This is a genomic window from Pantoea sp. Z09 (assembly GCF_022394795.1).
In the GTDB taxonomy this organism is placed as follows: domain Bacteria; phylum Pseudomonadota; class Gammaproteobacteria; order Enterobacterales; family Enterobacteriaceae; genus Pantoea; species Pantoea latae.
The window spans coordinates 2,494,769-2,508,270 of sequence record NZ_CP092373.1 but is presented as its reverse complement, the minus strand read 5'-3'; the positions used below and the strand labels follow the sequence as shown (position 1 = coordinate 2,508,270).

At 62.2% G+C, this 13,502-nt stretch carries 11 protein-coding genes; 10 read left to right on the top strand and 1 reads right to left on the bottom strand.

Annotated features, from left to right (window positions below; translation table 11 throughout):
* Positions 1-19: 19 nt before the first annotated feature.
* From MC269_RS12045 to MC269_RS12035, 3 genes are all read left to right on the top strand, one after another.
* Positions 20-202 (top strand): Trm112 family protein, encoded by a 183-nt coding sequence (locus MC269_RS12045; RefSeq protein WP_081135850.1) that lies wholly within the window; start codon positions 20-22, stop codon positions 200-202.
* A complete protein-coding gene (kdsB, locus tag MC269_RS12040) occupies positions 199-948 on the top strand; it encodes a 3-deoxy-manno-octulosonate cytidylyltransferase (RefSeq protein ID WP_239952551.1) in 750 nt (249 codons plus the stop codon). The genes MC269_RS12045 and kdsB overlap by 4 nt, the downstream gene beginning before the upstream one ends.
* Positions 949-1,049: 101 nt before the next feature.
* On the top strand, positions 1,050-1,943 hold the full coding sequence (locus tag MC269_RS12035) for a hypothetical protein (protein WP_239952550.1): 894 nt from the start codon (positions 1,050-1,052) through the stop codon (positions 1,941-1,943).
* Here MC269_RS12035 and elyC read toward each other — a convergent pair.
* The gene (elyC, locus tag MC269_RS12030; protein WP_239952549.1) at positions 1,923-2,708 is read right to left on the bottom strand and encodes an envelope biogenesis factor ElyC; all 786 of its coding nucleotides are present in this window, start codon (positions 2,706-2,708) and stop codon (positions 1,923-1,925) included. The genes MC269_RS12035 and elyC overlap by 21 nt on opposite strands.
* A 125-nt stretch (positions 2,709-2,833) precedes the next feature.
* On the opposite strand from elyC, the gene cmoM reads away from it, so the two are divergent.
* From cmoM to MC269_RS11995, 7 genes are all read left to right on the top strand, one after another.
* Positions 2,834-3,619, top strand: a complete 786-nt coding sequence (gene cmoM / locus MC269_RS12025) for a tRNA uridine 5-oxyacetic acid(34) methyltransferase CmoM (RefSeq protein ID WP_239952548.1) — start codon at positions 2,834-2,836, stop codon at positions 3,617-3,619.
* A complete protein-coding gene (gene mukF / locus MC269_RS12020; protein WP_239952547.1) occupies positions 3,616-4,938 on the top strand; it encodes a chromosome partition protein MukF in 1,323 nt (440 codons plus the stop codon). The genes cmoM and mukF overlap by 4 nt, the downstream gene beginning before the upstream one ends.
* Positions 4,919-5,635, top strand: coding sequence for a chromosome partition protein MukE (gene mukE, locus MC269_RS12015; protein WP_239952546.1), 717 nt, complete (start codon positions 4,919-4,921; stop codon positions 5,633-5,635). Before mukF ends, mukE begins: the two co-directional genes overlap by 20 nt.
* On the top strand, positions 5,632-10,107 hold the full coding sequence (mukB, locus tag MC269_RS12010; RefSeq protein ID WP_239952545.1) for a chromosome partition protein MukB: 4,476 nt from the start codon (positions 5,632-5,634) through the stop codon (positions 10,105-10,107). The genes mukE and mukB overlap by 4 nt, the downstream gene beginning before the upstream one ends.
* A gap of 153 nt (positions 10,108-10,260) precedes the next feature.
* The gene (ldtD, locus tag MC269_RS12005) at positions 10,261-12,069 is read left to right on the top strand and encodes a L,D-transpeptidase (RefSeq protein WP_239952544.1); all 1,809 of its coding nucleotides are present in this window, start codon (positions 10,261-10,263) and stop codon (positions 12,067-12,069) included.
* Between the two features lie 188 nt (positions 12,070-12,257).
* A complete protein-coding gene (locus tag MC269_RS12000; protein ID WP_081135811.1) occupies positions 12,258-12,806 on the top strand; it encodes a YcbK family protein in 549 nt (182 codons plus the stop codon).
* A 39-nt stretch (positions 12,807-12,845) separates the two neighbouring features.
* Positions 12,846-13,475, top strand: coding sequence for an MBL fold metallo-hydrolase (locus MC269_RS11995; RefSeq protein ID WP_239952543.1), 630 nt, complete (start codon positions 12,846-12,848; stop codon positions 13,473-13,475).
* Positions 13,476-13,502 lie beyond the last annotated feature (27 nt).

Sequence of the window (13,502 nt, the reverse complement as noted above, 5' to 3'; positions counted from 1 at the left end):
GGTCCGTGATGGAGGACATATGGATCACCGTTTACTCGAAATCGTTGCCTGCCCGGTATGCAACGGCAAGCTCTACTACAACAACGCACAGCAGGAGCTGATCTGTAAACCTGACGCGCTGGCGTTCCCGGTGCGCGACGGTATTCCGGTGCTGCTGGAAAACGAGGCGCGCACGCTCTCTGTTGAAGAGATCCATCCATGAGTTTCACGGCCATCGTTCCTGCGCGCTACGCGTCGACGCGTCTGCCTGGCAAACCGCTGGTTGATATCGCCGGAAAGCCGATGATTGTTCATGTGATGGAGCGCGCGCGCGCCTCTGGCGCCAGCCGCGTGATTGTCGCGACCGATCATCCCGACGTGAAAGCGGCGGTGGAGGCGGCAGGCGGCGAAGTCTGCATGACCCGCGCCGACCATCAGTCAGGCACCGAGCGGCTGGCTGAGGTGATTGAAACCTGCGGCTTCGCCGACGACGAGATTATCGTCAACGTGCAGGGTGATGAGCCGCTGATCCCGCCGGAGATCGTGCGGCAGGTGGCGGCCAATCTGGCTGGCGCGCAGGCGGGCATGGCGACGCTGGCGGTGCCGATCCATGACGCGGAAGAAGCGTTCAACCCCAACGCGGTGAAAGTGGTAATGGACGCGCAGGGCTATGCGCTCTATTTCTCTCGCGCCACCATTCCCTGGGATCGCGAGCGCTACGCCGCCTCCCGCGAGGAGATCGGCGACACGCTGCTGCGCCATATCGGCATTTACGCCTATCGCGCCGGGTTTATTCGTCGCTACGTCGCCTGGGTGCCGTGCCCGCTGGAGCGTATCGAACTGCTGGAGCAGCTGCGCGTGCTCTGGTACGGCGAAAAGATCCACGTCGCCGTGGCGGAAACCGTGCCGGGCGTCGGCGTCGATACCCCGGAAGATCTGGCGCGCGTGCGCGCCGCGCTGCAGGGCTAAAACGTCGGGGGCTCGCCCCCGGCGCTTTTTATTGATCTGTTTCCGTATCTTTGCCCGCTGAGGCCTCCAGGATGGTGTGATATTTTCCTTGAGGAGGATGCATGGAAAGTCTCAAATCTGAACTGTCGCTGGTGCTGGGTGAGACGGTCAGCCGGCTCGAAACCATCAGCGACCAGCCGCCGACGCGGCTTTATGCGCTCTACGATCGCCAGGACAAACCGATGCCGCTGGTGGCGAAATATTTTCGTCATCAGGGGCGCGCCGCGCTGGAAGCGAAAAAGCTGGCGCTGCTCGGGCACGAAGGGCTGATCGCCGTGCCGGCGGTCTACGGCCTGGTGCTGAGCCAGCAGCCGCCGGTGCATGAAATGCTGCTGATGGCGCGCCTCAACGGCGTCTCCGCCGAGGCGCCGACCCGCGATGGCGCCCGCTGGCAGCAGCTGTGCGAAGAGGTGGTGGAGGGATTGCTCGCCTGGCATCGCATCAGCAGCCACGGCCTGGTCGGCACCGTCGACAGCACGCAGCAAAACACCTGGCCCGCCTGGTTTCACCAGCGCGTGGAGGTGCTATGGGCCACGCTCAGCTATCTGCAGCCGCCCGCCTTCACCCTCGCCGATCGCCAGGTGCTGTTTCGCAGCCGCGAACAGCTGGCGCATCTCATGCGCGACGTCGACGATCCCTGCGTGATGCTGCACGGCAACCTCCGCCTGACCAGCATCGTTAAAAACGCGCGCAGCGATCAGCTGCTGGCGATGACCCAGCCTGGGTCGATATTATGGGCGCCGCGCGAATATGAGCTGATCCATTTCGGCGAAAGCCCGGCAGAAAGGGCGCTGATGCAGCACTATCTGCGCCGCGCGCCGGTTGCCGAAGGCTTCCTCTGGCGGCGCTGGCTCTACCAGCTGTGGGACTGCATCGACGGGCTGGTGCAGTATGGCGAATTCGATCGCGCGCGCTTTGATTACGCCCACGCTCAGCTACTGCCCTGGCTCGGCTGAGGGCGCGTCGCCGCCTTTCAGCCACTGCCACACGCTTCCCAGCGCCTCATAGGCGACGCGATCGCTGTGGCTGAGCCAGAGCGGCGAGGGAATGACGCGCTCCCATCCGTTAAGCGGCGAGGTTACCGCCAGCTGGTTAGCGGGCGCGGCGAACGGCGTTAAGCCTGCGGCATGGAAAAAATTGAGCGCGCGCGCCATATGGTTGGCGGATGTCACCAGCAGGAAAGGACGCTGGCCGACCAGGCCGCGCACCGCGCGCGCTTCCTCTTCGGTATCCTTCGGCCGATCCAGCAGCTGGATATGATCCTGCGGCACCCCCAGGCTCAGCGCCACCGAGGCCGCCACCTGCGCGTTGCTGACCGGATTGCTCCCAGCGGCGGCGCCGGTGAAAATCATCGTCGCCTGCGGATGACGTCGCCACTGACGCACCCCTTCGGCGACGCGCGGCAGGCTGTTGCCGATCAGATTCGAACTCGGCGCCCAGTCGGGATTAAAGGTGTAGCCGCCGCCCAGCACCACGATAAAATCAACCGGCTGCTCGCCGTTCCAGGTGGCGTAACGCGACTCCAGCGGCAGCAGCAGGCGATCGGCCACCGGCTGCAGGCTTAACAGCAGCAGCAGCGCCCAGCTCAGCGTCACTAAAATTTTGCCGCTTTTTTGCCAGCGGCTGAACCAAAGCAGCAAAATGCCCGCCGCCATCACCAGCAGCAGCAGCGGTAAAGGCATCAACAGGCCGCCCGCCACTTTTTTCAGCGCAAAAAACATCAAAAAAACTCCTTGTTGTCCGAAAAAACAGCAGCCGGAAAGGAAGAAGGGGATGAAAGGTTCATTCTTGTTGAGGCTGTGACAAAATAGCACAAGTCTGAGCGCAGCATACCGGAGCCCACGCCATGCAGGATCGTAACTTCGACGATCTCGCGGAAAAATTTTCGCAAAATATTTACGGCACCACCAAAGGGATGGTGCGTCAGGCGATCCTGTGGGATGAGCTAGAGGCGATCCTGCCGACGCTTGGCACGGATCCGCTACGCGTGCTCGACGCCGGCGGCGGGCTGGGGCAAATCTCCAGCGGGCTGGCGCAGCGCGGCCATCAGATCCTGCTGTGCGATCTCTCGGCGGAGATGCTGCGCCGCGCGCAGCAGCATGCCGACGCGCAGGATGTGAGCCACAACATGCAATTCAGACAAATCGCAGTCCAGCAGGTGGGCGAACATTTGGATACGCCGGTGGATCTGGTATTGTTTCACGCTGTGCTTGAGTGGGTCGCAGAGCCTGAAAAAGCGCTGCAGGCGCTGTTTGACGCCTTGCGGCCGGGCGGCGTGATGTCGCTGATGTTTTTTAACCGCCACAGCCTGGTGTTTCGCAACCTGACGCTGGGTAACTTCGGCTATCTGCGGGTCAATATGGCGAAGCAGAAGAAGCGCTCCCTGTCGCCGGACTACCCGCGCGATCCTGAAGATGTCTACCGCTGGCTTACCGCCTGCGGTTTCGACATCGAGCAGCGTACGGGCGTGCGCGTCTTCAGCGACTATATGAAAGCCCCGCCGGCAGACGGCGGCGGCGATGCGAGCATTCTTGAGATGGAGCGACGCTACTGTCGCCAGGAACCCTTTTTAAGCCTGGGACGTTACATTCACGTAACCGCGCGTAAACCAGGGCAGAAGGACGAACTATGAGTGAATTTTCCCAGACGGTACCCGAGCTGGTCAGCTGGGCGCGCAAGAACGATTTTTCCCTTGCGCTGCCGGTCGATCGTCTGGCCTTTTTGCTGGCCATTGCCACGCTAAACGGCGAGCGCATGGATGGCGAAATGAGTGAGGGCGAGCTGATCGACGCCTTTCAGCACGTCAGCAAAGCCTTTGAACAGACTCACGAAACCGTGGTGGTGCGCGCCAATAACGCCATCAACGACATGGTGCGCCAGCGGCTGATCAACCGTTTTACCAGCGAACTAACCGAAGGGCACGCCATCTACCGCCTGACGCCGCTGGCGATTGGCATCACCGACTACTACATCCGCCAGCGCGAGTTCTCGACGCTGCGCCTGTCGATGCAGCTGTCGATCGTGGCGGGCGAGCTAAAGCGCGCCGCCGATGCGGCGGAAGAGGATGGCGACGAGTTTCACTGGCACCGCAACGTCTTCGCGCCGCTGAAATATTCGGTGGCGGAGATTTTCGACAGCATCGATATGACGCAGCGCCTGATGGATGAACAGCAGCAGGCGGTGAAGAACGACATCGCCGAGCTGCTGAACAAAGACTGGCGCGCGGCGATCGCCAGCTGCGAAATGCTGCTGTCGGAAACCTCCGGCACGCTGCGCGAGCTGCAGGATACGCTGGAGGCGGCGGGCGACAAGCTGCAGGCCAATCTGCTGCGCATCCAGGACGCCACGCTGAGCAGCCCCGATCTCGGCTTCGTCGATAAGCTGGTGTTCGACCTGCAAAACAAGCTGGATCGCATTATCAGCTGGGGACAGCAGGCGATCGACCTGTGGATCGGCTATGACCGCCACGTGCATAAATTTATTCGTACCGCCATCGACATGGACAAGAACCGCGTCTTCGCGCAGCGTCTGCGTCAGTCGGTGCAGAACTACTTCGACCAGCCGTGGGTGCTGACCTACGCCAACGCCGATCGTCTCTTTGATATGCGCGACGAGGATCTCACGCTGCGCAACGACGAGGTGCTGGGCGAGCTGCCCGCCGAGCTGGAGTTTGAAGAGTTCAACGAAATCCGCGAACAGCTGGCGGCGATGATCGAAGAGGCGCTGCTGAGCTACAAATCGGAGCGCAAACCGCTCAACCTCGCCACGGTGATGCGCGACTATCTGGCCCAGTATCCGCGGGCGCGCCACTTTGACCTGGCGCGTATCGTCGTCGATCAGGCGGTGCGTCTCGGCGTGGCAGAAGCGGATTTAGCCGGCCTGCCCGCAGAGTGGCAGGCCATTAATGATTACGGAGCCAAGGTGCAGGCACATGTCATCGACAAATATTGAACAAGTGATGCCGCTTAAGCTGGCACAGGCACTGGCCAATCCGATTTTTCCCGCGCTCGACAGCCAGTTGCGCGCCGGCCGCCATATCGGCATCGAAGAGCTGGACCAGCACGCTTTTCTGATGGATTACCAGAGCTTTCTGGAAGAGTTTTACGCCCGCTACAACGTGGAGCTGATCCGCGCGCCAGAGGGCTTTTTCTATCTGCGTCCGCGCTCGACCACGCTGATCCCGCGCTCGGTGCTCTCTGAACTCGATATGATGGTCGGCAAGCTGCTTTGCTACCTCTATCTCAGCCCGGAACGCCTGGCGAACGAAGGCATCTTCACCCAGCAGGAGCTGTATGACGAGCTGCTGACGCTGGCTGACGAGAGCAAGCTGCTGAAGCTGGTGAACCAGCGTTCGACCGGATCCGATCTCGATCGCGCCAGGCTGCAGGAGAAAATGCGCGCCTCGCTGAGTCGACTGCGTCGCCTCGGCATGGTGTGGTTTATGGGCAACGACAGCAGCAAATTTCGCATCACCGAGTCGGTGTTCCGCTTTGGCGCCGACGTGCGCAGCGGCGACGATCCGCGCGAGGCGCAGCTGCGCCTGATCCGCGACGGCGAAGCGATGGCGCTCGACAGCGTCAGCGCGCCCCCCGAGCAGGATGAGAGCGACAGCGACGCGAGTGATAGCGCAGAGGAAGAACAGGCATGATTGAACGCGGTAAATTTCGTTCGCTGACGCTGATCAACTGGAACGGCTTTTTTGCCCGTACCTTTGATCTCGACGAACTGGTCACTACTTTATCGGGCGGCAACGGCGCGGGTAAATCCACCACCATGGCCGCCTTCGTCACGGCGCTGATCCCGGACCTGACGCTGCTGCACTTCCGCAACACCACGGAAGCGGGCGCCACCAGCGGTTCGCGCGACAAGGGGCTGCACGGCAAGCTGCGCGCCGGCGTCTGCTATGCGATGCTCGACGTCATCAATTCGCGCCATCAGCGCGTGGTGGCGGGTGTGCGTCTGCAGCAGGTCGCGGGGCGCGATAAAAAGGTCGATATCAAGCCGTTCAGCATTCACGGCCTGCCGCTGGAGAGCCAGCCGACCGATATGCTGACCGAGATCATGGGCAGCCGCCAGGCGCGCGTCTTGCCGCTGAGCGAAGTCAAAGAGCGCGTCGAAGCGCTGGACGGGGTGCAGTTCCGCCAGTTCAGCTCGGTCACCGACTACCACGCGATGATGTTCGAGCACGGCATCGTGCCGCGCCGCCTGCGCTCCGCCGGCGACCGCAGCAAATTCTACCGGCTGATTGAGGCGTCGCTCTACGGCGGCATCTCCAGCGCCATTACCCGCTCGCTGCGCGACTATCTGCTGCCGGAAAACAGCGGCGTGCGCAAAGCCTTCCAGGATATGGAAGCGGCGCTGCGCGAAAACCGCATGACGCTGGAGGCGATCCGCGTCACCCAGTCCGATCGCGATCTGTTCAAGCACCTGATCTCCGAAGCCACCAGCTATGTTTCGGCGGACTATATGCGCCACGCCAACGAGCGACGCATTCACCTCGACGACGCGCTGCAGCTGCGCCGCGATCTCTTCTCCAGCCGCAAGCAGCTGGCGTCGGAGCAGTATCGCCATATCGAGATGGCGCGCGAACTTGCCGAGCACGGCGGGGCGGAGAGCGATCTGGAAGCGGACTATCAGGCCGCCAGCGACCACCTCAATCTGGTGCAGACCGCGATGCGCCAGCAGGAAAAAATCGCGCGCTACGAAGCTGACCTCGACGAGCTGACTCACCGTCTGGAAGAGCAGAACGAAGTCGTGGCGGAAGCGCGCGAAGTGCAGGAAGAGAACGAAGCGCGCGCCGAGGCGGCGGAGCTGGAGGTCGACGAGCTGAAAAACCAGCTGGCTGATTTTCAGCAGGCGCTCGACGTGCAGCAAACGCGCGCCATTCAGTATCAGCAGGCGCTGCAGGCGCTGGAGCGCGCCCGTACGCTGTGCCAGCTGCCCGATTTAACCCTCGACAGCGCCGACGAGTGGCAGGCGCGCTTCCAGGCGACCGAAGAGGAAGCGACCGAAACCCTGCTGCGGCTGGAGCAAAAGCTGAGCGTGGCGGAAGCGGCGCACAGCCAGTTCGAGCAGGCGCTGGCGCTGGTCACCAGCATCGGCGGCGAGGTGCCGCGCCAGGAGGCGTGGCAAACCGGCCGCGAGCTGCTGCGCGACGCCGCCAATCAGCGCCACTACGCCGAGCAGCTCTCCTCGCTGCGCCTGCGCCTGAATGAGATGGAGCAGCGTCTGCGCGAGCAGCATGAGGCGGAACGTCTGCTGGCGGAGTTCTGCAAACGGCAGGGCGCGCACTATGACGCCGACGCGCTGGAAGGGCTGCACAGCGAGCTGGAAGCGCAGATCGAACAGCTCAACGCCAGCGTCTCCGACGCCGGTGAGCGCCGCATGGTGATGCGCCAGGAGCTGGAGTCGCTGCGCGAGCGCATCGCCGCGCTCACCGCGCGCGCGCCGCACTGGCTGGCGGCGCAGGAGATCCTGACGCAGCTTAGCGAGCAGACCGGCGAGGCGCTGGAAAACAGCCAGCAGATCACCGAATACATGCAGCAGCTGCTGGAGCGCGAGCGCGAAACCACAGTGGAGCGCGACGAGATCGCCGCGCGCAAACGCAGCGTCGAACGTAAAATTGAACGCCTTAGCCAGCCTGGCGGCGCGGAAGATGCGCGCCTGACGCAGCTGGCGGAACGCTTCGGCGGCGTGCTGCTCTCTGAAATTTACGACGACGTGACGCTGGAGGACGCGCCTTACTTCTCGGCGCTCTACGGCCCGTCGCGCCACGCTATTGTGGTGCCGGATCTGTCGCTGGTGCGCGAGCAGCTCGATGGTCTGGAAGAGTGCCCGGAAGATCTCTACCTGATCGAGGGCGATCCGCAGTCGTTCGACGACAGCGTCTTCGCCGTGGAAGAGCTGCAGAACGCGGTGGTGGTGAAAGTGGCGGAGCGTCAGTGGCGCTATTCTCGCTTTCCAAAAGTGCCGCTGTTCGGCCGCGCCGCGCGTGAAAATCAGCTGGAGCAGCTGCACATCGAGCGCGATCGCCTGGCGGAACGCTACGCCACGCTCTCGTTCGACGTGCAGAAAACGCAGCGTCTGCATCAGTCGTTCAGCCGTTTTATCGGCACGCATCTGGCGGTCGCCTTCGAGGAGGATCCCGAAGCGCAGATCCGCCAGTTCAACGCCCGCCGCACCGAGCTGGAGCGCGCGCTGGCGCAGCATGAAAGCGACAACCAGCAGCAGCGCCAGCAGTACGATCTGGCGAAAGAGGGCGTGGCGCAGCTTAACCGCCTGCTGCCGCGCGTCAATCTGCTGCTGGATGATACGCTGGCCGATCGCTGCGATGAAATCCGCGAGCAGGTCGAAGAGGCGCAGGACGCGGCGCGCTTCCTGCATCAGCACGGCGCTAAACTCACGAAGCTGGAATCGCTGATTAGCGTGCTGCAGAGCGATCCGGAACAGCATGAACAGCTGCAGGCGGACTATCAGCAGGCGCAGCAGCAGCAGCGCACGGCGCGTCAGCAGGCGTTCGCCCTGACCGAAGTGGTGCAGCGCCGCGCCCACTTCAGCTACGGCGACTCCGCCGGCATGCTGAACGGCAACAACGATCTCAGCGACAGGCTGCGTCGCCAGCTGGAGCAGGCCGAAGGCGAGCGCAGCCGCGCGCGTGAACGCCTGCGCGAGCATCGCGCGCAGCTGACGCAGTACAGCCAGGTGCTGGCGTCGCTGAAGAGTTCGCACGACACCAAACGCGACATGCTGAAAGAGCTGCTGCAGGAGATGCAGGATATCGGCGTGCACGCCGACGCCAGCGCGGAAGAGCGCGCCCGCATCCGCCGCGACGAGCTTTACGCCGCGCTGAGCCACAACCGCGCGCGCCGCAACCAGCTGGAAAAACAGCTTACCTTCTGCGAAGCGGAGATGGAGAACCTGCAGAAACGGCTGCGCGTACTGGAACGCGACTACCATCGCATTCGCGAGCAGGTGGTGAGCGCCAAAGCGGGCTGGTGCAGCGTGCTGCGTCTGGTGAAAGAGAACGGCGTCGAGCGACGCCTGCACCGCCGCGAGCTGGCCTACCTGAGCGGCGACGAGCTGCGCTCAATGTCGGATAAGGCGCTGGGCGCGCTGCGTCTGGCGGTGGCGGATAACGAACATCTGCGTGACGTGCTGCGCCTGTCCGAAGATCCGAAGCGCCCGGAGCGCAAGATCCAGTTCTTTATCGCCGTCTATCAGCATCTGCGCGAGCGCATCCGTCAGGACATCATCCGCACCGACGATCCGGTCGAGGCGATTGAGCAGATGGAGATTGAGCTGAACCGCCTGACCGAGGAGCTGACGGCGCGTGAGCAGACGCTGGCGATCAGCTCGCGCAGCGTCTCCAGTATCATTCGCAAAACCATTCAGCGCGAGCAGAACCGCATCCGTCAGCTGAACCAGGGGCTGCAGATGGTGAGCTTTGGCCAGGTGCGCAGCGTGCGGCTCAACGTCAACGTGCGCGAAGCCCACGCCACGCTGCTCGATACCCTGTCGGAAGAGCACGAGCAGCATCAGGACCTGTTCAACAGCAACCGCCTGACCTTCTCCGAGGCGCTGGCGAAACTCTATCAGCGCCTTAACCCGCAGATCGACATGGGCCAGCGCACGCCGCAGACCATTGGCGAAGAGCTGCTGGACTACCGCAACTATCTGGAGATGGAGGTTGAGGTTAACCGCGGCTCAGACGGCTGGCTGCGCGCCGAGAGCGGGGCGCTGTCGACCGGCGAGGCGATCGGCACCGGGATGTCGATTCTGGTGATGGTGGTGCAGAGCTGGGAAGAGGAGTCGCGCCGCCTGCGCGGCAAGGATATCTCTCCCTGCCGTCTGCTGTTCCTCGACGAAGCGGCGCGTCTCGATGCGCGCTCTATCGCCACGCTGTTCGAACTCTGCGAACGTCTGGAGATGCAGCTGGTGATCGCCGCGCCGGAGAACATCAGCCCGGAGAAAGGCACCACCTATAAACTGGTGCGTAAAGTGTTTAACAATACCGAGCACGTTCATGTTGTCGGCCTGCGCGGCTTCTCCGCCGACGCGACGCTGACGCGCAGCGGCAGCCCGGAACAGGCGGGCCTGGAAGCGGAAAACTCGCAGGTTTAATCTGTTCAAAAATTACCACATTGGGTAATCTGTAAACGGCATTTGTCCCCTGAGGCAAATGCCGTTTTTTATTTGTATACTCAGGAGACGAGTAACAGCCCAGTTGCAGCGGATCCAGGACACGCTGCGTGGTAAACAAATGAGGGGGCAGGGATGTTGCTGACCAATAAAACCAACAACTACGTTTTTTCACTGCTGGCGCTCGCGCTGGCCTTGACGCCGCTGCATCTGACGCAGGCGGCCGTTATTGCAGCCTTACCCGGTACGACACACGCGGCCATTTCAGTGAGCGACAGCCAGCAGCGTCTGCGTCAGGCGTTCGCCGGCAAAGAGCCGCCGTTCTATTTAGCCTCGCTGGCCACGCTCTATGCGGCGCATAACATGCAGCCGATGTGGCAGGATCGCGCGGCGGTGCAGCAGTTCCAGCAGCAGCTGGCGGAAGTGGCGATGTCGGGCGTGCAGCCGCAGTTTACCCGCTGGGTCGATCGTCTGACCGATCCCGCCATCAGCGGATTCGCACGCGACGTGGTGCTCAGCGACGCCATGCTCGGCTATCTGCAGTTTGTCTCCAGCGTGCCCACCCAGGGTGAAAGCTGGCTCTACAGCAACGTGCCCTACAAACTGGCGCAGCCGTCGCTGGCGGTGGTCAATCAGTGGCAGAAGGCGGTGCTCGCCGGGGCCTCCGCCTCTTTCGTCGCCTCGCTGGTGCCGCAGCATCCGCAATATGCGCCGATGCACGCCGCGCTGAAACAGCTGCTGGCCGACTCGCGGCCGTGGCCGCAGTTAAAAAATCGCGACACGCTGCGCCCCGGCCAGGTGAGTGACGACGTGCCCGCGCTGCGCGACATTTTACAGCGCACCGGCATGCTCTCCGCGCAGACCGCCGCGCCGACGCCAGCGGATGATGCGGTGCCCACCGAGCCGGTGCCGGTCAGTCAGAGCGCACAGCCTGCTGCGGTCAGTCCCTCGGCGGCCAGCGTCGGCGATCTCGCGCCGCAGACGCCGCAGGCCGCGGGCAACGTGCAGAACAGCGGCGCTGACGCAGGCGGCGATAAGGTCTATGACGCGGCGCTGGTGGAGGCGGTGAAACGCTTTCAGCAGTGGCAGGGGCTGGGTAGCGACGGCGCTATCGGCCCGCGTACCCGCGAATGGCTCAACGTGACGCCGCAGATGCGCGCCGCGCTGCTGGCGCTTAACATTCAGCGTCTGCGCCTGCTGCCGGATGATATGCATAACGGCATTATGGTCAATATCCCTAACTACTCACTGACCTACTACAACAACGGCAGCAAGATCCTTTCGTCGCGCGTTATCGTCGGCCGTCCCGATCGCAAGACGCCGCTGATGCGTAGCGCGCTCAATAACGTGGTGCTAAACCCGCCGTGGAACGTGCCGACCACGCTGGTGCGTCAGGATATCATTCCCAAGGTGAAGCAGGACCCAAGCTACCTCTATAAGCACGGCTATACGCTGCTCTCCGGCTGGAGCGCGGATGCGGAGGTGATCGACCCCAGCATGATCGACTGGAGCATGGTGTCGGCCTCCTCGTTCCCCTATCGCCTGCGTCAGGCGCCGGGCACCACTAACTCGCTGGGTCGCTACAAGTTCAACATGCCGAGTTCAGACGCCATCTATCTGCACGACACGCCGAACCACGGCCTGTTCCAGCGCGATATTCGCGCGCTCAGCTCAGGCTGCGTGCGCGTCAATAAAGCGTCGGAGCTGGCGGGGCTGCTGCTGCAGGATGCGGGCTGGAATGATTCGCGCATTTCTGACCAGTTAAAACAGGGTGATACGCGCTACGTGCCGATCCGGCATCGCATTCCGGTGAATTTGTATTATCTGACCGCCTGGGTTGCCGACGACGGCAAGCCGCAGTTCCGCACAGATATTTACAATTATGATAATACCGCGCGTTCCGGTAGTCAGGTGCTGGCGCGCGCCGGGCAGCTGCTGCTCTAATCCTTGATTTTCCAACTCTGTTACTTATCGCCCGGCGTGCGATAAGCCTTCCAGAATGGCGATCCCGGCTGGGATCGCCGCACAAACCTTTTTACGGCGGGTTGACGAGCCCCTGGCGGACGGTTATGGTTCGGCCTTGTGCGGTTTTTGCACATTTCGATGGCTTCAATCTCAGGTAACCGTTTTTCATGTCCAGTTTTAACTTAACACGTCGCAAATTGCTTCTTGGCGGAACGGCTGCGGCCGGGATGGCGCTACTGCCCAACGCAGCTATGGCCTCGCTTTCCACGTCACGTCCTCGGGTGCTGACGCTGAGCAATCTTCACACCGGTGAAACCCTTAAAACTGAGTTTTTTAATGGAAAAAGTTACGACAAGAGCGAACTGGCTCGTCTGAACCACTTTTTCCGTGATTATCGCGCCAATCTGACTAAAAGCATCGACCCGCATCTGTTCGATCAGATCTATCGACTGCAGGCGCTGCTGGAAACCCGTAAGCCGATTCAGCTGGTCTCTGGCTATCGCTCGCTGGCAACCAACAATATGCTGCGTGAAAGCGGTCCGGGCGTGGCGAAGCACAGCTACCACACCAAAGGGCAGGCGATGGATTTCCATATTGAAGGCATTGCGCTGAACAACATTCGCAAGGCGGCCTTAACAATGCGCGCCGGTGGTGTAGGATATTATCCTCGCAGCAACTTCGTTCATATTGATACCGGGCCGGTTCGGCACTGGTAACAACGCCGGCAACGCTGCGTGCGCCGGTCATGGAGCGTTATGAACTACCACATTATTCCCGTTACCGCCTTTGCGCAGAACTGTTCCGTTATCTGGTGCGAGGCGACGCGCGACGCCGCCCTGGTCGATCCCGGCGGCGATGCGGCGACCATTATTGAGACGCTCCAGCAGCTCAACCTTACCCCCACGCAAATTTTACTGACGCACGGCCACCTCGACCACGTAGGCGCGGCGGCGGAGCTGGCTGTGCACTTTCAGGTGCCTATCGTGGGTCCGCAGCAGCTGGATGCCTTCTGGCTGGAGGCGTTGCCGACCCAGAGCCGCATGTTCGGCCTGGCGGAGTGCGCGTCGTTCACACCGGATCGCTGGCTGGAAGAGGGGGATCGCGTTCAGGTCGGCGAGGTCACGCTGGAGATCCTGCACACGCCGGGCCATACTCCGGGCCATATCGTCTTCTTCGACCGGGCTGGCCGTCTGTTGATCTCCGGCGACGTGATTTTCCACGGCGGCGTAGGCCGCAGCGATTTCCCGCAGGGCAGCCATCAGGATTTAATCGCCTCGATCAAAGAGAAGCTGCTGCCGCTGGGCGACGACGTCACCTTTCTTCCCGGTCACGGCGCCATCTCGACGCTAGGACGCGAACGTATCAGCAACCCCTTTCTGCAATAAAAAAATGGGCCGTAATGGCCCATTTTT

Bases quoted from the DNA above. Each gene is read 5' to 3' on its own strand.
- mukF (WP_239952547.1), top strand. From the start codon at position 3,616: ATGAGTGAATTTTCCCAGACGGTACCCGAGCTGGTCAGCTGGGCGCGC.
- mukB (WP_239952545.1), top strand. From the start codon at position 5,632: ATGATTGAACGCGGTAAATTTCGTTCGCTGACGCTGATCAACTGGAAC.
- MC269_RS12000 (WP_081135811.1), top strand. From the start codon at position 12,258: ATGTCCAGTTTTAACTTAACACGTCGCAAATTGCTTCTTGGCGGAACG.
- mukE (WP_239952546.1), top strand. From the start codon at position 4,919: ATGTCATCGACAAATATTGAACAAGTGATGCCGCTTAAGCTGGCACAG.
- ldtD (WP_239952544.1), top strand. From the start codon at position 10,261: ATGTTGCTGACCAATAAAACCAACAACTACGTTTTTTCACTGCTGGCG.
- cmoM (WP_239952548.1), top strand. From the start codon at position 2,834: ATGCAGGATCGTAACTTCGACGATCTCGCGGAAAAATTTTCGCAAAAT.
- MC269_RS11995 (WP_239952543.1), top strand. From the start codon at position 12,846: ATGAACTACCACATTATTCCCGTTACCGCCTTTGCGCAGAACTGTTCC.
- elyC (WP_239952549.1), bottom strand. From the start codon at position 2,708: ATGTTTTTTGCGCTGAAAAAAGTGGCGGGCGGCCTGTTGATGCCTTTA.
- MC269_RS12035 (WP_239952550.1), top strand. From the start codon at position 1,050: ATGGAAAGTCTCAAATCTGAACTGTCGCTGGTGCTGGGTGAGACGGTC.
- kdsB (WP_239952551.1), top strand. From the start codon at position 199: ATGAGTTTCACGGCCATCGTTCCTGCGCGCTACGCGTCGACGCGTCTG.
- MC269_RS12045 (WP_081135850.1), top strand. From the start codon at position 20: ATGGATCACCGTTTACTCGAAATCGTTGCCTGCCCGGTATGCAACGGC.